An 18,995-nucleotide genomic window follows, 5' to 3' on the forward strand; every position below is an offset into this window, starting at 1 on the left:
ATATGGCCCAGGCCCGATTTCAACACCAGCACCGTGCTGTCGTTCACGTACTGTGGGTATTGGTATTGGGTAAAGACCTTGCCCGAAGCTGCCGCCTTGAATTCCCGCACTGGCGTAACGGCCGGCTGGTCGCGCTGCTGCACCCACCACAGCGAATCGATTTCGGCCATGCTGCGGTCGTAAAGCTGCTCAACCGTGAGGCCCGTGGTGCGCCGGATGCCGTTGGAAAACGAGAACGGATAGAAAGGAAAGCGGTAGTAGCGGTCGAGCACGCGGCTCCACACGTCGGGGCCGTAGTGGGCTTTCAGGTACGACGTCATGAAGTAGCCCAGCACGTACCAGTCGGGCACGTTGTCGCGCAGCGAACCATTCGCGGCCTTCTGATAAGAATAAAGGAAGCCGCTGTGCAGGTTAGCCCGCAGGCCTACATTGAAGTACGGAATGCGCCCGCGCCCGCTGCGGGTGAGGGCCGTTTCGGTGCCCACGGCATCGCCCTCGAAAAACCACTGCGGCACGCCCACGGCGGCCACGCCCAGTGCGCCATCGCCCAGCAGCGGGCCCAGCACCCGGCCCACGCCCTGCCGAGCCTTCTCGAACTGCCCCACGTGCCGGAACTCGTGCACCACCAGCCCGTCGAGCCAGTCGACGGTGCCCAGGCCCAGCCCCTGCTCGGGCGTGATGAAAAATTCGGCGTGCCGGGGCAAAAACGTCACGAAGCCGTTGCTGACGGTGGTCTGGCTTTGCATCACCACCGAAATCGGGCGCGGAGTTACGCCCAGCGTGGCCACGCCCGGGCCGTGCAGCTGCTCGAGCCGGGCGGCCGTGCGCTGGGCCGCCGAGTCGAGCCCGTCGGCGTAGAGCACTTTGAAATGGGGCGTGCGCACCTGCTGCCAGCGCAGGGCGGGTGGGTTTTGCGAAAGCACGGGCAGGCTTTGGGCCAGAACCGGGCCGGCCAGCCTCAGGCTCAGCAGCCCCGAAAGCAACAAAAGACGCATGGAAACGGGTATTCAGAAAAACCGAGGCCTAAAGAACGGCACGCCGCGCCTTGCGCCGGCCCAGGCTTTCGCCGCCATGCGAATACAGGAAAAAAAATAATTCGTGTATCAACATTTTATGTAGATACATCGTTTATCTTTGCATCGCATTTCAACCCCAACTTAACTCTTCAACCCCATGTCTGATACCACCGCCGCCGCTACTAAGTGGACCCTCGACCCGACCCACTCCGAAGTTCAGTTCAAAATCAAGCACCTCGTGATTTCCACCGTCACGGGCTCGTTCAACACGTTCGCCGGCACGCTGGAGTCGAACAGCGACGACGATTTTGACAACGCCAAAGTGGAGTTTTCGCTCGACGTAGACAGCATCAACACCAACCAGGAGCAGCGCGATGCCCACCTGCGCGGCGAGGATTTCTTCGATTCGGCCAAGTTCCCGCACATCAAGTTCGAGTCGACTTCGTTTGTGAAGACCAGCGGCAACGAGTACAAAGTAACCGGCAACTTGACGGTGAAAGACGTGACTAAGCCCGTAACCCTGGAAGCCGAATACGGCGGTTCGGCCGTCGATTTCTACGGCAACCACAAGGCCGGCTTCGAAGTAATCGGCAAAATCAACCGCAAGGAATTTGGCCTGACCTGGGGCGCCGTGACGGAAGCCGGCGCCATCGTGGTAGGCGAGGACGTGAAGCTGCTCTTCAACGTGCAGTTTGCCAAGCAGGCCTAATTCGCCGTTGTGAGCACGTTGCCAGTCCGCGTTTTAGCCGGACCTGATGCGCGAAGTCGCAACGTGCACGCCACAAAAAAAGCGGCTGCTCCAACCGGGGCAGCCGCTTTTTTTTTGCGCCCTCACGCAACGCGGTAGGCCGCTTGCCGGTCAGGAGGGCATGGCTGGGATGTTCCAGTGCTGTTATGCGTTATCATATGCCACGTTTGTTCTCTGTGCTGGGCCTGTCCATGCTAGCCATTGGTTGCTTATCGGGCTGCGATAAGGCCAGCGATTCCGAAACCCTTCCCACCCCAACCATCTGCTTCCCAGGCCCGGGCACCACGTGCTATTCGGGCGTGGTGCTGAACGACCGGTGCTGGGACGGCGTCCTCATCCAGGTAGACAGCCAGTTCCCCATCGGGCAGTCCATCAAAGCCTATACCGCGCCCGACAGCCTGGGCAATACCAACGTTATTGCCGCCACCAATTCGGCCGATTTCGGGTCCCTCAACAAGCGCGGCCAGCGCATCTACTTCACCTACAACACCGACCCAACCCGCAAGGCAACCCCGCGGGTTTGCACCGCCAACCAGGCGCCGTTTTCTATCCCGCACATCGTGCTGGGCAGTATTTCGGCCACCCCGTGCGCCGTTGTCAGCCAATAAACAAGCACCTTTTCACCGGGCTGTCGCCCCCAAAGGCGGCCCAGCGGGGCGGCCTTGCTGATGGGGTACACATTGCGCGGAAACGCTAGGCCGACAGCAGCTCCTTGTCGGGCACGCTCTGGTCTTTGAGGGTGGCGGTGCCGCGCTCCTTGCGCATGATGCGCGAGTAGAGGCTGATTTCCTGGTCGAACAGGAATTTGAAAAACAGCTTGGTGTAGCTGCGGTGGGCCAGCAGCGGCTCGTAGAACTCGGGCGCCACGGTTTTGAGCTTGGGCAAGTTGTTCCACGGAATGCTGGGCATGTCGTGGTGCTCGTTGTGGAAGCCCACGTTGAGGTTGATGCCGTTGAGGCGGCCGTAGTAGGAATAGGTTTCCTGCGAGTCGCTCAGCGTGAGGTAGTGCTCCTGAATCCAGCGGGCCCCGAGCGGGTGCAGGCCGACGGAGAACCAGAAGCTCAGGAACAGGTAGAGCAAGGCCGTCCAGCCAAAGAAGTAGACAATGGCCGCATCGAAGGCCACTTGCGCTACGATGTTGGCCGCCACGTATTTGTCAATCGTGGCCACCTCGCGGCAGCGCGCCGTGCGGATGACCTGAAACAGCGGGAAGAAAAACAGCCAGATGGCCTTGCCAATGCTGTAGTTGTGAATCAGCTTGGCCTCGTACCAGTCAGGCAGGTCGGCATCGAGCTCGTGCACGCCCTGAAAAACGTGGTGCTTGATGTGGAAATTCTTGAAGCTGATGGCCGTGGGAAACACCGACGGGAAGTTGGCCAGAATGCCGGTGGCCACGTTCTGCCACAGCTTGCGGAACACGAGGTTGTGGGCTGCTTCGTGAATGACCACAAACAGCGTGTGCGAGAAAAACGCCCCCACCAGGTAGGCCACCGGAATGGTCCAGTACCAGGCCTGGTTACGCAAAAAGTACGCAATGGCTACCTGCGCCACCACGCACCCCAGCCCGATGAGGAAAGTGGCGGGGTTGCGCGTCATCAGCTGTTTCACCTCGGGGTGGGCCTTGATAATCTGACGGGTGCGGATGCGATGCGGCTCGGGCGCGGTGGCCACAGTGAAGGCAGTAGGGGCAGAAGCCATAAGGAGCGGGCAAACCGAAAAAGCCGGAAGCGGCGGTTGCGGGGTTCCTACAAATCTACACCAAAGCGGGAGTGACTACACCTGTGCCAGCCAGGCGCGGGCCGTTTCCACGTCGTCGAAGGTGGCAATGACGGCGTTGCCGCGCGTGAACTGCAGCGTGAGGTCGGTGGACAGGCGGCTGTAGACGTTGGGCGAATACACCCAGGCAAAGTAGCGCAGGCCGGCGGCCATCATGGCCGGAAACCACTCGTTGCCGGCCCATTCGGCGGCCTCGCTCCACATACCGGTTACGTGGCGGTTGTCGTTCAGCACTTTGTGGCAGCGCTGCTGGCCTAGCAGTTGCAACATGGCGTGGGCGCCTTGCTGCACGCTGGCCAGGTTCTGCTCGCCCTGCCAGTCGGCGTATAGCCACTCCTGCAGGTGGTCGTAGGAAATGGCAATGTGGGGTTCGTGCAGTAAAAGTTGGAGCGACATCGAGCAGACAAACGTGGCAGTCCGCACCCTTACGGTAAATACGTATCAACCGGTGGATTTTACTGCATTTTATACTTAATAATGATAGTTAAACGCCCTTAAATAGCCTCTAAATCGTTATTAATACGTAGATAAGCACATGCAAAAAAACGACAAACCAGCCTCACTTAAGCCGTGGCCGCGGCCAGTGTTGGGCGGGCAAGGCCGGATGCGCAGGCACTGCGTATATCGGCACGCAACGGTGTAAGGCCGGGCGCCGAATGCCGTCTACCATTGCGACGCCCGCCGGCCGGGCTTGACTTACTTTCGATTATTCCTCTTTTATGAAAACCCGTCTGAAATCCCTTGCCAGCCTGAGTGCGCTGGCCCTGCTGTTTGCCTGCGGCTCGCAGCCTACCGCCGAAGCGGCGGCCGAAACCCAGAACCCGCCGCGCTCCACGGCCGGCTTTGCACCGGCCAACCTCAACGGGCTGGCCATGGCCACGTTTGCCGGCGGCTGCTTCTGGGCGCAGGAGGAAGCCTTTGAGCAGATTAAAGGCGTGAAGCAGGTGGTGAGCGGCTACGCCGGCGGCACCAAGGCCAACCCAACCTACGAGGAAGTGGCGGCCCAGAACACCGGCCACACCGAAACCGTCCAGATTTACTACGACCCCAAGGTCATCAGCTACCAGAAGCTGGCCGACATCTTCTTCACGGCCTCGCACGACCCCACGCAGCTTAATCGTCAGGGCAACGACGTGGGGCCGGAGTACCGTTCGGCCGCCTTCTACCGCACGCCCGAGGAAAAGCAAATTCTCGAAAGCACCATTGCCCGCGTGAACGGGGCCAAAGAATACAGCGGCAAAATCGTGACCCAGGTGCTGCCCTTCCAGAAATTCTGGCCCGCCGAGGACTACCACCAGGGCTACTACCGCCTGCACCCCGAAAACCCCTACATCACCAACGTATCGGCCCGCAAAGTCGAGCACGTGCAGCGCGCCTTCGCCAAAGACCTGAAGAGCCCGCTGTAACCCCGGCAAACGGCGCGTTCGCCGACGCCTGCCCTGCCCCGGCCGAGTTTCGGCCGGGGCAGTTTGCATTTGTCCCTTTCGGGCCGGCAGGAATTCTATCTTTGAACACCCAAGCCGCCCGCGCCCGATTTACCCTTGCCGCGTGGGTGGCCCTTCCCGCTCCCTATGCCCGCACTTTTCGCCCCCGACCTGGACTTTCAGCTGCTGCTTGGGGCCTTGCCCGCGCCGCATGCCGTGCTGGCCCCCACGGGCACCGTGCTGGGCCTGAACGCGGCGGCCTGTGCCCTGCTCGGCAACGAAGCGCAGGCCGCGGGCGTGGCCAACCAGCCCCTGCGCACCTTGCACGCGGCCCTGGTGGCGGCCGGCCACGTGCTGGCCCCGGCCGAGAGCTGGGCGGCCGCCCTACATGCGGCACAGTCGGGCAGCGCCCAGGTGCTGGCGCCTTCGTGGCAGCTTCCGGCAGCTGGCCGGCCCGGGTCGCGCTACTGGAAGGCCACCATTCAGCCGGTGACAGCGGGCGGCATGGGCACGGCGGGGGCCATTCGCTACCACCTGTTGCGCCTGACCGACGTGAGCGCGACTGTGGGCCCACCCGGCCCCAACGCCGAGCAATTGCAGCAGATTCTGGCCAGTTCGCCGGCCATCATCGCCACTGTGGAGGGGCCCGACCACCGCTTCGCCTTCACCAACGCCGCTTACGATGCGCTAACCCAGGGACGGGCCCAGCTGGGACTGCCCGTACTCGAATGTTTTCCGGAGCTGCTGGAGCAAAACCTCGTTTCGCTGCTCGACCACGTGTACCGCACCGGCCTGACCGTGACCGATGAAGCAGCCGGCCTGCAGCTGCTCGACCCGGCCACCGGCCAGCTGCAGACCTACTACCTCGACTACTCCTACCAGCCCCTGCGCGATGCCGCGGGCGTGGTAACCGGCGTGATGAGCTTTGCCGTTGACGTAACCACCCAGGTGCTGGCCCGCCAGCAAACCGCGCAGGCGCAGGTGCGCGCCAGCGTGGGCGACCTGCGCCTGCGCCGCCAGGCCGAGGTGCTGCCCTTCATCACCTTCGTGACCGATGCCCAGGGCCGCACCACCTACATGAGCCCGCAGTGGTACCAGTACACGGGCCTGCCCCCGGGTACGGGCTGGGCCGAAGTCGACACGCAGTGGCCCCGCATCCTGCACCCCGACGACCAGCGCCGCGCCCAAAGTGAAATTGCCGAAAGCATCGAGTCGCCGCGCCTGGGGCGGGTAGAGGTGCGCCTGCGCGGGGCCGACGGGCAGTACCGCTGGTTTATCACCGAAGCCGTGCCCGAGTTTGGGGCCGACGGCCAGCTGCTGCGCCGCAACGGCTACATGCTGGACGTGCACGAGCTGCGCGAAACCCAGCGCCACCTCGAAACCAAGGACCGCCTGCTGAGCCAGATTCTGGCCCAGGCGCCGGCCTACATCGCCGCTTTTGAGGGGCCCAGACACCGCTACACGTTTTTCAACGAAGGCTATGCCCGCGTGATGGGCCAGCGCCCGCGCCTGGGTGCCACGCTGGCCCAGCTGCAGCCCGGCGTGGAAGCCCAGGGCTACCTGGCCCTGCTCGATAACGTGTACCGCACCGGCGAGGCCTTCATTGGCCAGGAGATGCCGACGCTGCTGAACCCCGACGATAAACCCGGCTCGGAACAATACTTCAACTTCTCGTTTCTGCCCATGCACGACACGAGCGGCCGTGTCAGCGGCATTCTCACGTTTGCCATTGATGTGAGCGAGCGGGTGCTGGCCCGCCGCCAAGCCGCCCTGCTGGCCCGCGAGGTAGACCAACGCGACGAGCAGCTGCGCGCCATTACGCAGGCCATGCCGGTGTTCATTGCCAATTTTGACCGGCACGGCTTGCTCACCTACCTCAACCCCTACTTCTACGAATACACCGGCCGCGACCCGGCCGAGCCCGTGGAAAATGGCTGGGCCAGCTTGCCTCCCGACGACTTAAGTGCCGTGCAGGCCATAGCCCGGGCTGCCATGCAGGCCGGCGAACCGTGGGAAGCCACTTTCCGCTGCCGCCGCCACGATGGCGAACTGCGCTGGGTGCAAACCCGCGCCCAGCCCTACCAGGGGCCGGATGGTGAACTGGCCGGATTCAGCGCGGCCACCACGGAGGTGCACGACCTGCATGAGCGCACCGCGGAGCTGGCCCGCAGCCGCGAAGACTTCGCGGCCCTGGCCGACAACATGGCCCAGCTGGCCTGGATGGCCGACCCACGCGGCTCCGTGTTCTGGTACAACCAACGCTGGCACGACTACACCGGCCTCACCTCCGAGCAGATGCAGGGCCACGGCTGGCAGCAGGTGCACGACCCCGTGCTGCGCGATGCCGTGAATGCCCGCTACCTGGCCGCCCTGCGCTCGGAGCAGCCCTGGGAAGACACGTTCCCGCTGCGCCGCCACGACGGCGAGTTTCGCTGGTTCCTAAGCCGGGCGCGGCCTATTCGGGATGTTGCCGGGAAAGTGGTGCGCTGGTTTGGCACCAACACCGACGTGACAGCCCTGCGCCAGCTGCAGCAGCAGCTGGCCGAGAGCGAGGAGGAGCAGCGCATTCAGGCCGAGAGCATTCCGCAGCAGGTGTGGACGGCCCGGCCCGACGGCACCGTGGACTACTACAACCACCGCACCGCCGCCTACCTGGGCGTGGGCATGGAGCAGAACGGGGCCGCGCACTGGCTCAGCTTTGTGCACCCCGCCGACCGCCCGCACATGCAGAACCGGTGGCAGGCCGCCCTGGCCACGCAGCGCTACTACGAGGCCGAGTTCCGCCTGCGCCGCTACGATGGCGAGTACCGCTGGTTTCTGGGCCAGGCCCAGGCCCGCCGCGATGCCGGCGGCCAGCTGCTGAAGTGGTACGGCACCAACACCGACGTGCACCAACTGCGCGTGCTGCAGGAGCAGGTGCTGCACAGCCAGGCCCGCTTCAAGCAATTGCTCGAAACCCTGCCCCAGCTGGCCTGGACGGCCCGCCCCGATGGCAGCATCAACTATTGCAACCAGCGCTGGTACGACTACACTGGCCTGCACTTTGAAGCCCTGAAGGACTGGAACTGGGAAAGCGTGGTGCATCCCGACGACATGCCCGAAGCCCTGCGCCACTGGCAACACAGCCTGGCCACGGGCGCCATGCTGGAGCACGAAATGCGCTGGCGCCGCCACGACGGCGCTTACCGCTGGTTTCTGGTGCGGGCCGAGTCGCTGCGCGACGCGCAGGGCAATATCAGCACCTGGGTGGGGGCCAACACCGACGTGCACGATTTCCGGCAGGTGCGTTTGGAGCTGGAAGCCAACAACGCCCGCCTGCGCCGCACCAACGAGGACCTCGACAACTTCGTGTACACGGCCTCGCACGACCTCAAGCAGCCCATCAACAACATGGCGGGCATCTTCGCCGAACTCACCCGCTCGGCCAATTTCGACGACCCCGAGGCCCAGAAGCTCATCGGATACTTTGAACGGGCATTGGCGCGGATTTTCGCTACCATCGACGACCTCGGGGCCATTGTCCAGGTGCAGCGCCTCGAGCAGGAAGTGCCGCCCGGCCCCGTAGACCTGGCCCCGCTCGTGGACGAAGTGCTGGACGGCCTGCATGACCAGATGGTGCAGTGCCGCGCCCTGGTGGAGTGCGACTTTGCCACTTACCCGGTGGTATCGTTCGTGCGGCCCAACCTGCACAGCATTTTCCAGAACCTGCTTAGCAACTCGCTGCGCTACGCCTCGCCGGCCCGCCCGCCGCGCATCCGCCTCAGCAGCGCCCCCGACGTAACGACGGGCCGCCCGGTCATCACCGTGCAGGACAACGGCCTGGGCATCGACCTGGACCGCTACGGGCCGCAGCTGTTTCAGCTGTTCCGTCGCTTCCACTCGCACGTCGACGGCACCGGCATGGGCCTCTACCTCGTCAACCGCATCGTGCAGAACCACGGCGGCCGCATCGAAGTCAGCAGCGCCGTGGATGAAGGCACAACGTTCCAGCTTTATTTGTGATTTTGGGGACAGAGAATCAAATAAGAACGTCATGCAGAGCACAGCGAAGCATCTTGCCCGCAGGCAGTAATCAATGACGTGCTAAAAATTGAGTTAGTGGTGGCGGGCGAGATGCTTCGCTGCGCTCTGCATGACATATTCCTCTCCCCCCTACTCTCTACCCTAACACCCCTCTTCCCCAACCGTGCTCCACTCCAAGCTGCCCGACGTGGGCGTTAGCATTTTCACCCAGATGACCCTGCTGGCCCAGGAAACCGGCGCCATCAACCTCGCCCAGGGCTTTCCGGACTACGACCCGCCGCAGCCGCTGCTGCAGGCGCTGGCGCGGCACGCCCTCACGCCCGGCCACCACCAGTACGCGCCCATGCCCGGCCTGCCGCGCCTGCGCGAGGCCATTGCCGCCCAGGTAGCCCGCCTGCACGCCGATGCGCCCGCCCCCGACCCGGCCACCGAAATTACGCTCACGGCCGGAGCCACCGAGGCGCTGTATGGCGTGCTGGCCGCCGTAGTGCGGCCCGGCGACGAGGTGCTCGTATTCGAGCCGGCCTATGATTTGTACGGCCCGGCCATTCGGCTGCAGGGCGGCGTGCCGCGCTACGTACGCCTGCCCGCCCCGCACTTCCGGCCCGACTGGGACGCGGTGCGCCGCGTGCTCACCTCCCGCACCCGGCTGGTGATTGTGAATACGCCCCACAACCCCAGCGGGGCCGTTTTCACCGCCGACGACTGGCATGAGCTGGCCCGTCTGCTTGATGGCACCGATGCCTTGGTGCTCAGCGATGAGGTGTACGAGCACCTGGTATTCGATGGCGCGCCGCGCATGAGTGCGCGCCAGCACCCGGCCCTGCGCGAACGCAGCTTCGTGCTCTCGTCGTTTGGCAAAACCTACCACGCCACCGGCTGGAAAGTAGGCTACTGTGTGGCCCCGCCCGCCCTCACGGCCGAGCTGCGCCGCGTGCACCAGTTCCTCACCTTTGCGGTGAGCACGCCCACCCAGCACGCCCTGGCCGACGCGCTGGAACAAGACCCTGACGATGCCCACGCCCGGGGCCTGGCCGCCTTTTACCAAGCCAAGCGCGACGAGTTTCGCCAGCTGCTTGACGGCGCGGGCTACGAGCTGCTGCCCGTGCCCGGCGGCTACTTCCAACTGGCGCGCTACGACTCGATTTCGCCCGCCACCGACCTGGAATTTGCCCAGTTTCTGGCCCGCGAGAAGGGCGTAGCGGTGGTGCCGGTTTCGGCGTTTTACCACGATGGGTTTGATGAAGGGCTGGTGCGGTTCTGCTTCGCCAAGGAAAGCGCCACGTTGCAAGCGGCGGCGGCCCGGCTGCGCGGCTAGTTGCTCGTTGTCAGTTGTCAGTTTTTGGGCTCCGGACGATAAATGCTGTTATTAACTTTATTGCCCTTCGCTCCTTCACCCGCAAACGACTGGCAACTGACAACGAGCAACTGACAATTAACTACACCATGCCCGACATCACCGTTTCCTTCGTCCAAACCGCTTTGCACTGGCACGATGCGGCCGCCAACCGCGCCCACTTCGACCAACTGCTGGCCAGCCTCGCGCAACCCACCGATTTGATTGTGCTGCCCGAGATGTTCAGTACCGGCTTCAGCATGGACGCGGCCGGGCAGGCCGAAACCATGCAGGGCGCCACCGTGGCCTGGCTGCGCGACACCGCCGCGCGCCACAACGCGGTGGTTACCGGTAGCGTCATCATCGAAGACCACGGCCACTACTACAACCGCCTGCTCTGGGCCCGGCCCGATGGCGGCCTGAGCTGGTACAACAAGCGCCACCTCTTCACGCTGGCCGGCGAGCAACGCACCTACACGCCCGGCACCACCCGCCTGATAGAGCACTGGCGCGGCTGGCGCATCTGCCCGCTGGTGTGCTACGATTTGCGCTTCCCCGTCTGGAGTCGCAACCAGCCCGTGGAGCCCTACGACCTCGTGCTTTACGTGGCCAACTGGCCCGCCGTGCGCCGCACCGCCTGGATGACGCTACTCCGCGCCCGCGCCATCGAAAACGTAGCCTGCGCCTTGGGCGTGAACCGCGTGGGCCGCGACGGCTCCGGCCACGAGTACAGCGGCGACTCGGCCCTGCTCGATGCCCAGGGTAATTACCTGGTCGAAGCAGAATCGCGGGATGGTGTGTTCACCCACACGTTGCGGCTGGAGGATTTGGAGGTCTTCCGGGCCCGTTTCGGGGCGTTGAACGACGGTGACGCATTTGAGCTGCGGGGATAATGCTGGCGCGCCTGCGACGGGCGCATTGAACTGCTCAACGACGGGCGGGGGCCAGCCCAACCGGGTACGACCCCGCCCCTACTCCACCGCCAGCCGCTGCACGGCCGCCGCGCCATCGGCACCCACGGCGCGCACCAGGTATACGCCGGCCGCCAGGCCAGTCAACTCCAGCTCGTGCCTACGTTGCGCGGCGCCGGCCGGCCGCACCACGCGACCGGCCAAATCGAGCACGCTCACGCGGGTAGGCGCGGCGGTTTCGACGGTGGCGCGGGCCGTGGCGGGGTTCGGGTAGATGCTCAGGGCCAGCGCACGGGCGGCCTCGGCTTTGGTGGCCGTGGCCGTGCCGCGGTTGCGGGTCCCGTAACTGATGACCCCACCGGCCTGGGTGCCCACAAACAGCTCGGGCGCGCCGTCGCCGTTCACGTCGGCCGCCGCCAGGGCACAATGCGAGTAGAAGTCGAGGCCGAGGCGGGTTTCCTCGTACTGGCCGGTGGCGGGGTTGTAGAGCACGTCGGTGCGCTCCGAAAACTGGCTGCCCTGGGCGCGGTAGTCCGAGAACAGGCGCAGCAGGCCGCTGGCATCCACCGTCACGAGGTCGGGGCGGCCGTCGCCGTCGAAGTCGGCCACGGTGGGGCTCAGGTTGAGGGGACCGGCCCCGCTGGCATCCCGAATCCGGCCGAAGTCGTTGTTCGCCAGCACAAACGCGCTGTCGATGGGGCCACGCCCGCGGTTGCGGAAGTAGCGCAGGCTTTTGCCCGGCTCACGGGTTTCGTTGGTCCCAATGAGCAGGTCGACGTAGCCATCGTTATCCACGTCGGTAAAGCAGGGCATGTCGCCGCTGGCGTAGGGCAGAATGCCGCTGCCGGGAGCTCCCTGCGACTTAAAATACCCCGTATTGACCGCGCTGAGCGCCACCGGCTGGCCCGCCGGAGCCGTGTTCAGAATGTAGTGCAGCAGGTTGGTGCCGCGGTCCCAGGCTCCGTAGGCGAGGTCGAGCGCCCCGTCGCGGTTCAGGTCCACGAGCACCGGCTTCAAGGCCGTCAGGTTTTGAGCCGACAAACCCAGGTAGTCGCTGCTCATCAGCTTGAAAACGGGGCGGGCACGGGTGCCCACGTTGCGGTAGTATGCCAGTGTGGCGCGGTAGGTGGTGCCCACGCGGTCGGCGTAGTTGCCCACCAGCATATCCGCCAGCCCGTCGCCGTCGAGGTCGCCGAAGGTGGGCGCGGCCCCTTCGCTCACCTCAATCATGTCGTTTTGCAGAAAACCGCCCGCGCTCAGGCTGTAGCTGGGCGCGCCGCTAGAGGCCGCATTGGCGAAAAGCTGAATCTGGTGGCTCAGGCTCACTTGGTCGGCCAGGTTGTTCACCATGTTGGGAGCCACCACGAGGTCGGCACGGCCATCGAAGTTGGCATCGAAAGCGTAGCCCACTGGAAACACCGACACCCGCACCGGCGCGGCCGCCGACGGAAAACCGGCGCTGATGCCCGCCTGCGTAACTACCGGAGCCGTGGTAGTGCCCTGGTTGAGCAGGCGCACCAGCTCGGAGCAGTTGTCGCGGCCGTCGAGCAGGTCCTGGTCGCCGTCGCCGTCGAGGTCGACCAGCAGCAGGCCGTGGCCGCCGGTGTGCAGCGTTTTGGCGGCCGTGAAACAGGTTTGCCCGTTGAACATGTAGCTGGCGCAGTTGCCGCAAGCCTGCAGGCCGCCCCAGTTATCGGTCGTCAGCGTGAAGGTGAGGGCGTTGCCGCAGGTGCCGGGGCTGTTGTTGATGTACTGCTCGATGAAGCTGGCGCTGATGAAATCATAGGTCATGATGTCGAGCTTGCCGTCGCCGTTCACATCCTGAATAGCCGGCAGGTTGTAGCCGCCGATGGTGAGGTTGGCCGAGCCCGGGAACAGGCCCGTGAAGCGAATTTGATTGGTGGTGAGCTGGAAGCTGGGCCGGTTGCCGTTCAGCACGTTGCGAAACACCCGAATGTCGCCGCCGCTGGTGAAGGTGAAGAGGTCGGCGCGGCCGTCGCAGTCGTAGTCGCGCAGCAGCGCCCATTGGCGCAGGTCGCTGGGGAACAGGCTTTCGTACTGCGGCGCGTACTGCCAGCGGCGGCCATTGGGCGCAGCGGGTGCGGCCACGCTCAGAAACGTGTAGCAGCGGCTGCTCTCGTGGTCGAAGGCAAACAGGTCCTGCTGCCCGTCGTTGTTCAGGTCGATGCTGCTGAACTGCGGGGTGTTCAGGCCGCCCATCCAGGCGTTGCGCAGGGTGTCGGTGCCCTGCACCACGGCCCCGGCTGGGCGGTATTCGAAGCCGAAAGCGGTGCCCGATTGGGCTTGTACCTGGCTGGTAAATGCCAGCAGCGCCAGCAGGAAGAGTAGTGAACGAATCATCGACAAAGAACCGGAAGAAGGGATGGCAGCGGAGCAACGGCGCGCGAAAACGAAATCGCGCCCACCTTTGCAGCAAATTACACCCGGTTTGCCGTTCAAGTTCATGCCCACGCCGCTTTATACCCAATACCTGGCCGCCGGTGGCCAGGTCAGCACCGATTCGCGCCAGCCCCAGCCCGGCACCCTGTTCTTCGCCCTGAACGGCCCGAGCTTCCGCGGGGCCGCTTTTGCGCCCCAGGCGTTGGCCGCCGGCGCCCGCCACGCCGTGGTGGACGACGCCGTGCTGGCCGCCACCAACCCACTGGCCTACACCTATGCGCCCGACCCGCTGGTGGCCCTGCAGGCGCTGGCCCGCGAGCACCGCCGGCAGTTCCGCATTCCGGTGCTGGCCATTACGGGCTCGAACGGCAAAACCACCACCAAGGAGCTGCTCACGGCGGTGCTGGCCAAGCAGTTTCGGGTGCTGGCCACGATTGGTAACCTGAACAACCACATCGGGGTGCCGCTCACGCTGCTGCGCCTGCGCCAGGGCGAGCACGACTTCGCCGTGATTGAAATGGGCGCCAACCACCGGGGCGAAATCGCGGCCTACTGTGAGTGGGCCGAGCCCACGCACGGCCTCATCACCAACATTGGCAAGGCCCACCTCGAAGGCTTTGGCGGGGCCGAAGGCGTAGCGCTGGGCAAGGGCGAGCTGTTCGACTACCTCACCCGCACCGGCGGCACGGCCTTCGTGAACACGCTGGATGCCCGCCTGCCCAGCCTGGCCGCGCAGGTGCCCGCCACCGTGAGCTACCCGCGCCTGATGGATACCTACCCGGCCACGCTGCTCTCGGCCGCCCCCGCCGTGGCTCTGCGCCTGGGCGACCAGACCGAAATCGTGGCGCAGCTCACCGGCGACTATAACTTCCCCAACCTAGCGGCCGCCGCCGCCGTGGGCCAGTTCTTCGGGATTTCAACCGATAAAATTGCGGCCGCCCTGGCCGGCTACAACCCGCAGAACAACCGCTCGCAGCTGGTGCGCACCGCCGCCGGCAACGAGCTGGTGCTCGACGCCTACAACGCCAACCCCAGCAGCATGGCCGCCGCGCTGCGCAGCTTCGCGGCGCGCCCCACGGCCGCCGGCCAACCCAAGCTGGTGCTGCTGGGCGACATGTTCGAGCTCGGTCCCGAAAGCGCCGCTGAGCACCGCGCCCTCGGCCAGCTGCTGGCGGCGCTGCCGCTGCCGCAGGTGCTGCTCATCGGCCCGGAAATGGCCGGGGCGGCCGCGCTGGCCCCGGCCGCGCAGCATTTTGCCACCAAAGCCGAGGCCGCCGAGTGGCTGCGCCAGAACCCGGTGCGCGGCCGCCAGATACTGGTAAAAGGCAGCCGCGGCATGGCCCTGGAAACGCTGGTGGAGCTGCTCTGATTTCAGTTAGCAGGTATCAAGTAACGTTTAACAGCCGTTCAACAAACCCCCAAAGGGGCCATTGAACGGCTGTTAAACGTTACTTGATACCTGCTAACTGACTAAAACGGGCTATCGAGCTGCGCCAGGGTGGGCTGGATAGCGTCTTTGGGCGAAATAATGGCCTCCGACACGCCCCATTCGATGCCCAAGGCCGGGTCGTTCCAGAGCAGGCCGCCCTCGCTGGCGGGTGCGTAGTAGTCGGAGCACTTGTACAGAAACAGCGTGTCTTCCTCAAGCGCCACGAAACCGTGGGCGAAGCCGACCGGCACAAACAGCACGTTGCCGCGGGCCTCGCTCAGCTCGACCAAGGCGTGCTGGCCGTAGGTGGGCGAGGCGCGGCGGATGTCGACCACCACGTCGAGCGCCCGGCCTTTGGCCACGCGCACCAGCTTGGCCTGGGCGTGGGGCGGGCGCTGGAAATGCAGGCCGCGCACCACCCCGGGCTGCGATTTCGACTGGTTGTCCTGCACCCAGCGCAGGTCGGCCGGCAGGCCCAGGCTTTCCATCAGGCGGGCGCTGAAGGTTTCGTAGAAAACCCCGCGCGGGTCGCCAAACAGGCGGGGAGTGAACTCAAGCAGGCCGGCGATAGGGAATTTCTTTACTTCCATTAGCGCAAAGGTAGAAGGTTGGGGAGGATGGAGTAGCAGGTTTGGGCACGAATTGAGCGGGAATCCGGAACGTCATGCAGAGCGCAGCGAAGCATCTTGCCCGCAGCAGTGATTCAATCGAATGGTTTAGTGGTGGCGGGCAAGATGCTTCGCTACGCTCTGCATGACGTTCTTTATTCTTTCAATTCCTCCCCTAATGTCGCCCCACTGCTGCTATTTCCGCTGCACCGCCGCCACAGCGGCCAGGTACTTATTCAGCACCAATTGCTCGTCGAACTTGGTTTCGGCCAGGTAGCGGCTGTTGAGGCCCATACCGCGCAGGTCGGCGTCGTTCAGGCGCAGCACCTGCAGCATTTTGGCGGCCAAGTCTTCGCCGCTGCGTACCTGGCAGAGGAAACCGTTGCGGCCGTCGACCACGGTTTCGCGGCAGCCGGGCACGTTGGTGGTGACCAGCGGCTTGCCCACGGCGGCGGCTTCGAGCAGGGTTTTGGGAGTGCCTTCGCGGTAGCTGGGCAGCACCACGCAGTCGGCGCGGTGCAGGTGGGCGGCCACATCGTCGGAGCGGCCCAGGTATTCGATGTCGCCGGATTTCAGCCACTCTTCAAACGTGGCGCGCGGCACGCCCACGCCGCCGGCCTCGTCGAGCCCGCCCAGCAGCTGAATGCGGGTGCCCGGCACGGCCTGGCGAATGATTTTGGCGGCCTCGAAGTATTCGACCACGCCCTTTTCATAGAGCACCCGCGCCACCATCAGAAACACGAACGGCTGCTGGCGCGTGAATTCGGCGGCGGGCTTGAACCGCTGGGTATCGACGCCGGAGCCGGGCAGCAGGTCGGTGATTTCGCGCTTCACCAGGCCGTTATCGAGGAATAGCTGCCGGTCGTCGCCGTTCTGGAAAAACACCTTGGCCGGGAAGCGGAAGGCGAAGCGGTAGAGACCCAGCGCCACCTTGCTCACGAAGTTCTTGATGATGAACACCGTGCCCAGCCCGCTCACGTTATTGATGCTGGGGATGCCCGCGATGCGCGCCGCGATGCTGCCGTAGATGTTGGGCTTGATGGTGTAGTGCAGCACCACGTCGGGCCGCTCGCGCTTATAAATCTGATAGAAACGGCGCGTGAGGGCGGCATCCTTCACCGGGTTGGTGCCCTTGTTCTCCATCAGAATGGGCACGAAGCGGCAGCCCAGCTCGGTTTCGAGGCGCGCCGAGTAATCGTCGGGCGGGGCAATGGCCAGTACTTCGTGGCCGGCGGCCTGCAGGGCCCGCACAAGGCTGGCGCGGAAATTCCAAATATTCCAGCTGGTGTTGATGACGAGGGCGACGCGCACTTTTATTTAGGGTAAGAGGGTATGGGGGTAGGCAGGTATGAGGGGGCAAAGGTCGGGCCTACGGGATTATATTGACCCGGTTGCCGTTGGTCTACCTCCTGCCCTTGCACCCGACGGCCCGCATTCCCTTATTGTTCCGGTACTTTGTGGGCTCTTTGTGTGTTGTGCCGGCTATGACTCTTCGACTTTCTGCTGCTTTGCTGCTGTTCCTGCTGCCGCGACTGATTTCGGCCACGCCGCCGACGCTGCCCGGCCAGGCCATTTTCCAAAAAAACTGCGTGCGCTGCCACGGAGCCAACGGTAAGCGTGGGGCTTTCGGCGCGCACGACCTCACCAAGAGCAACCTCAACGAATTCGGCCGCACCTACCTCGTCACCAACGGCATGGGCAAAATGCCGGCTTTTGGCAAAACGCTTACGCCGGCCCAGGTGCAGCAGGTGGTGGCGTATTCGCTCACGTTGAAGTAGAGCAAGCTCGGGCGCACAGCCGGTCATGCTGAGCGCAGCCGAAGCATCTCCACCGCAGCAGTAATTGATTGCGTTGCGCGGTAGAGGTGCTTCGACTTTGCTCAGCATGACGTTCTTTTTAGCTGGATTTGCGTTTACAATTCCAGCCATTCACCCAATACTGATTCAATAACATCTCATGGCAACTACCCAATCCGGCGGCCGCAAGCCCGGCAACAGCACCCGCCACGTCGGCGCCGTCGACGGCGTGAAAGGCCGGGCGGGCCGCATCCTGCTGAAGGCGGCCGACAACGGCACCTACGAAACCGCCAAAGAGCAGGAAACCGCCGTGCTCGTGAGCGTGCCCCCGCGCCGACAGTCCGAAGCCCAAACCACCGAATACCTTGACGAGCTGGCGTTTCTGATTGAAACGGCTGGCGCTACCGCCACCAAGCGCTTCGTGCAGCGGCTCGAAAAGCCCGACATTCGCACCTACGTGGGTGAGGGCAAGCTGGCCGAAATCAAGGCCTACGTGCAGCACGAGGGCACCAGCATGGTGGTGTTCGATGACGACCTCTCCCCTTCGCAGCTGCGCAACCTGGAGGCCGAGCTGCTGGTGAAAATCGTGGACCGTTCGCTGCTCATCCTCGATATTTTTGCGCTGCGGGCCAAGTCGGCCACCTCGCGCACGCAGGTCGAACTGGCGCAGTACCAGTACCTGCTGCCCCGCCTGACGGGCCTCTGGACTCACCTGGACAAGCAGCGCGGCGGCGTGGGCATGAAGGGCCCGGGCGAAACGGAGATTGAAACGGACCGGCGCATTGTGCGCGACCGCATTGCCTTTCTGAAAGAGAAGCTGGAGGACCTCGACAAGCAGAGCCACACGCAGCGCAAAGCCCGAGGCGGCACCATTCGGGTGGCGCTGGTGGGCTACACCAACGTGGGCAAAAGCACGCTGATGAACGTGCTGGGCAAGGCCGAAGTCTTCGCCGAAAACAAGCTGTTTGCGACGGTGGACGCCACCACGCGCAAAGTGGTACTCGACAACACGCCGTTTCTGCTTTCCGACACGGTTGGGTTTATCCGCAAGCTGCCCACCAAGCTCATCGAAAGCTTCAAGAGCACGCTCGATGAGATTCGCGAAGCCGACCTGCTGCTGCACGTCGTGGATATTTCGCACCCCAATTTTGAGGAGCAGATTCAGGTGGTGAACGACACGCTGGGCGACATTGGCGCGGCCGACAAGCCGATGCTCTTGGTGTTCAACAAAATTGACCAGTACAAGCCCGACGATGCCGAGCAGGACCCGTTTGGCGAAGTGCTCGATGCCGAGGACGACGGCACCGCCCCGCGCCCGCCGCTGGCGCAGCTGCAAGCCACCTACATGGCCAAGCTGCACGACCCGGTGGTGTTCGTGTCGGCCCAGGAGCGCACCAACCTCGACGAGCTGCGCGAGCTGCTGGGCAAGCGCGTGGTGGCCCTGCACCACCAGCGCTTCCCCTACCAAGCCAATACCTGGGCCAGCGAGTAAGCCAGGCGGTTATTGCGGCTTCATTATTTCCTCATT

Annotated in this window: 15 protein-coding genes; 10 read left to right on the top strand and 5 right to left on the bottom strand. The window is 64.2% G+C overall.

The genetic code is table 11. The features are described from left to right. The first annotated feature begins 2 nt into the window (after positions 1-2). The 3 genes from MON38_RS10005 to MON38_RS10015 all read left to right on the top strand — a co-directional run bounded on the left by MON38_RS10005 (position 3) and on the right by MON38_RS10015 (position 2,372). Positions 3-1,181: a hypothetical protein gene (locus MON38_RS10005; RefSeq protein WP_241936029.1), complete on the top strand. Its 1,179-nt coding sequence runs from the start codon at positions 3-5 to the stop codon at positions 1,179-1,181. After that, positions 1,174-1,725 (top strand): YceI family protein, encoded by a 552-nt coding sequence (locus tag MON38_RS10010; protein ID WP_241936030.1) that lies wholly within the window; start codon positions 1,174-1,176, stop codon positions 1,723-1,725. The genes MON38_RS10005 and MON38_RS10010 overlap by 8 nt, the downstream gene beginning before the upstream one ends. 197 nt (positions 1,726-1,922) lie before the next feature. Beyond that, a complete protein-coding gene (locus MON38_RS10015; RefSeq protein WP_241936031.1) occupies positions 1,923-2,372 on the top strand; it encodes a hypothetical protein in 450 nt (149 codons plus the stop codon). 85 nt (positions 2,373-2,457) lie between these two features. Here the strand turns inward: MON38_RS10015 and MON38_RS10020 are convergent, their stop codons facing one another. Beyond that, on the bottom strand, positions 2,458-3,462 hold the full coding sequence (locus MON38_RS10020) for a fatty acid desaturase (protein WP_241936032.1): 1,005 nt from the start codon (positions 3,460-3,462) through the stop codon (positions 2,458-2,460). A 75-nt stretch (positions 3,463-3,537) separates the two neighbouring features. After that, entirely contained in the window at positions 3,538-3,936 is a 399-nt protein-coding gene (locus MON38_RS10025) for a hypothetical protein (protein ID WP_241936033.1), read from the bottom strand. Between the two features lie 323 nt (positions 3,937-4,259). Between MON38_RS10025 and msrA the strand changes: the two genes are divergently transcribed. The 4 genes from msrA (at position 4,260) to MON38_RS10045 (ending at position 11,216) form a co-directional block, all read left to right on the top strand. After that, positions 4,260-4,946 (top strand): peptide-methionine (S)-S-oxide reductase MsrA, encoded by a 687-nt coding sequence (gene msrA, locus MON38_RS10030; protein ID WP_241936034.1) that lies wholly within the window; start codon positions 4,260-4,262, stop codon positions 4,944-4,946. Positions 4,947-5,111: 165 nt separating this feature from the next. Then, the gene (locus tag MON38_RS10035) at positions 5,112-8,966 is read left to right on the top strand and encodes a PAS domain-containing sensor histidine kinase (RefSeq protein WP_241936035.1); all 3,855 of its coding nucleotides are present in this window, start codon (positions 5,112-5,114) and stop codon (positions 8,964-8,966) included. Between the two features lie 184 nt (positions 8,967-9,150). Continuing rightward, positions 9,151-10,305 (top strand): methionine aminotransferase, encoded by a 1,155-nt coding sequence (locus MON38_RS10040; RefSeq protein WP_338423763.1) that lies wholly within the window; start codon positions 9,151-9,153, stop codon positions 10,303-10,305. Positions 10,306-10,433: 128 nt separating this feature from the next. Continuing rightward, complete coding sequence (locus tag MON38_RS10045) at positions 10,434-11,216, top strand: amidohydrolase (protein WP_241936036.1); 783 nt, start codon at positions 10,434-10,436, stop codon at positions 11,214-11,216. Between the two features lie 78 nt (positions 11,217-11,294). On the opposite strand, the gene MON38_RS10050 is transcribed toward MON38_RS10045, so the two are convergent. Then, on the bottom strand, positions 11,295-13,595 hold the full coding sequence (locus tag MON38_RS10050) for a T9SS type A sorting domain-containing protein (RefSeq protein ID WP_241936037.1): 2,301 nt from the start codon (positions 13,593-13,595) through the stop codon (positions 11,295-11,297). A gap of 103 nt (positions 13,596-13,698) precedes the next feature. Between MON38_RS10050 and MON38_RS10055 the strand changes: the two genes are divergently transcribed. Then, entirely contained in the window at positions 13,699-15,003 is a 1,305-nt protein-coding gene (locus MON38_RS10055; protein ID WP_241936038.1) for a UDP-N-acetylmuramoyl-tripeptide--D-alanyl-D-alanine ligase, read from the top strand. A gap of 101 nt (positions 15,004-15,104) precedes the next feature. Here MON38_RS10055 and rfbC read toward each other — a convergent pair whose 3' ends face one another. Further along, entirely contained in the window at positions 15,105-15,653 is a 549-nt protein-coding gene (rfbC, locus tag MON38_RS10060) for a dTDP-4-dehydrorhamnose 3,5-epimerase (RefSeq protein ID WP_241936039.1), read from the bottom strand. Positions 15,654-15,866: 213 nt separating this feature from the next. Next, positions 15,867-16,982, bottom strand: a complete 1,116-nt coding sequence (locus MON38_RS22860; protein ID WP_241936040.1) for a glycosyltransferase family 4 protein — start codon at positions 16,980-16,982, stop codon at positions 15,867-15,869. A 173-nt stretch (positions 16,983-17,155) separates the two neighbouring features. Here MON38_RS22860 and MON38_RS10070 point away from each other — a divergent pair, with 173 nt between their 5' ends. Together MON38_RS10070 and hflX are read left to right on the top strand one after the other, a co-directional pair. Further along, positions 17,156-17,449: a c-type cytochrome gene (locus MON38_RS10070; RefSeq protein ID WP_241936041.1), complete on the top strand. Its 294-nt coding sequence runs from the start codon at positions 17,156-17,158 to the stop codon at positions 17,447-17,449. 178 nt (positions 17,450-17,627) lie between these two features. Next, a complete protein-coding gene (gene hflX / locus MON38_RS10075) occupies positions 17,628-18,959 on the top strand; it encodes a GTPase HflX (protein WP_241936042.1) in 1,332 nt (443 codons plus the stop codon). Positions 18,960-18,995 lie beyond the last annotated feature (36 nt).

Origin of the sequence: Hymenobacter cyanobacteriorum (assembly GCF_022631375.1) — a bacterium.
GTDB classification, from domain to species: domain Bacteria; phylum Bacteroidota; class Bacteroidia; order Cytophagales; family Hymenobacteraceae; genus Hymenobacter; species Hymenobacter cyanobacteriorum.

Bases quoted from the DNA above. Each gene is read 5' to 3' on its own strand.
- MON38_RS10005 (WP_241936029.1), top strand. From the start codon at position 3: ATGGCCCAGGCCCGATTTCAACACCAGCACCGTGCTGTCGTTCACGTA.
- MON38_RS10010 (WP_241936030.1), top strand. From the start codon at position 1,174: ATGTCTGATACCACCGCCGCCGCTACTAAGTGGACCCTCGACCCGACC.
- MON38_RS10015 (WP_241936031.1), top strand. From the start codon at position 1,923: ATGCCACGTTTGTTCTCTGTGCTGGGCCTGTCCATGCTAGCCATTGGT.
- MON38_RS10020 (WP_241936032.1), bottom strand. From the start codon at position 3,462: ATGGCTTCTGCCCCTACTGCCTTCACTGTGGCCACCGCGCCCGAGCCG.
- MON38_RS10025 (WP_241936033.1), bottom strand. From the start codon at position 3,936: ATGTCGCTCCAACTTTTACTGCACGAACCCCACATTGCCATTTCCTAC.
- msrA (WP_241936034.1), top strand. From the start codon at position 4,260: ATGAAAACCCGTCTGAAATCCCTTGCCAGCCTGAGTGCGCTGGCCCTG.
- MON38_RS10035 (WP_241936035.1), top strand. From the start codon at position 5,112: ATGCCCGCACTTTTCGCCCCCGACCTGGACTTTCAGCTGCTGCTTGGG.
- MON38_RS10045 (WP_241936036.1), top strand. From the start codon at position 10,434: ATGCCCGACATCACCGTTTCCTTCGTCCAAACCGCTTTGCACTGGCAC.
- MON38_RS10050 (WP_241936037.1), bottom strand. From the start codon at position 13,595: ATGATTCGTTCACTACTCTTCCTGCTGGCGCTGCTGGCATTTACCAGC.
- MON38_RS10055 (WP_241936038.1), top strand. From the start codon at position 13,699: ATGCCCACGCCGCTTTATACCCAATACCTGGCCGCCGGTGGCCAGGTC.
- rfbC (WP_241936039.1), bottom strand. From the start codon at position 15,653: ATGGAAGTAAAGAAATTCCCTATCGCCGGCCTGCTTGAGTTCACTCCC.
- MON38_RS10070 (WP_241936041.1), top strand. From the start codon at position 17,156: ATGACTCTTCGACTTTCTGCTGCTTTGCTGCTGTTCCTGCTGCCGCGA.
- hflX (WP_241936042.1), top strand. From the start codon at position 17,628: ATGGCAACTACCCAATCCGGCGGCCGCAAGCCCGGCAACAGCACCCGC.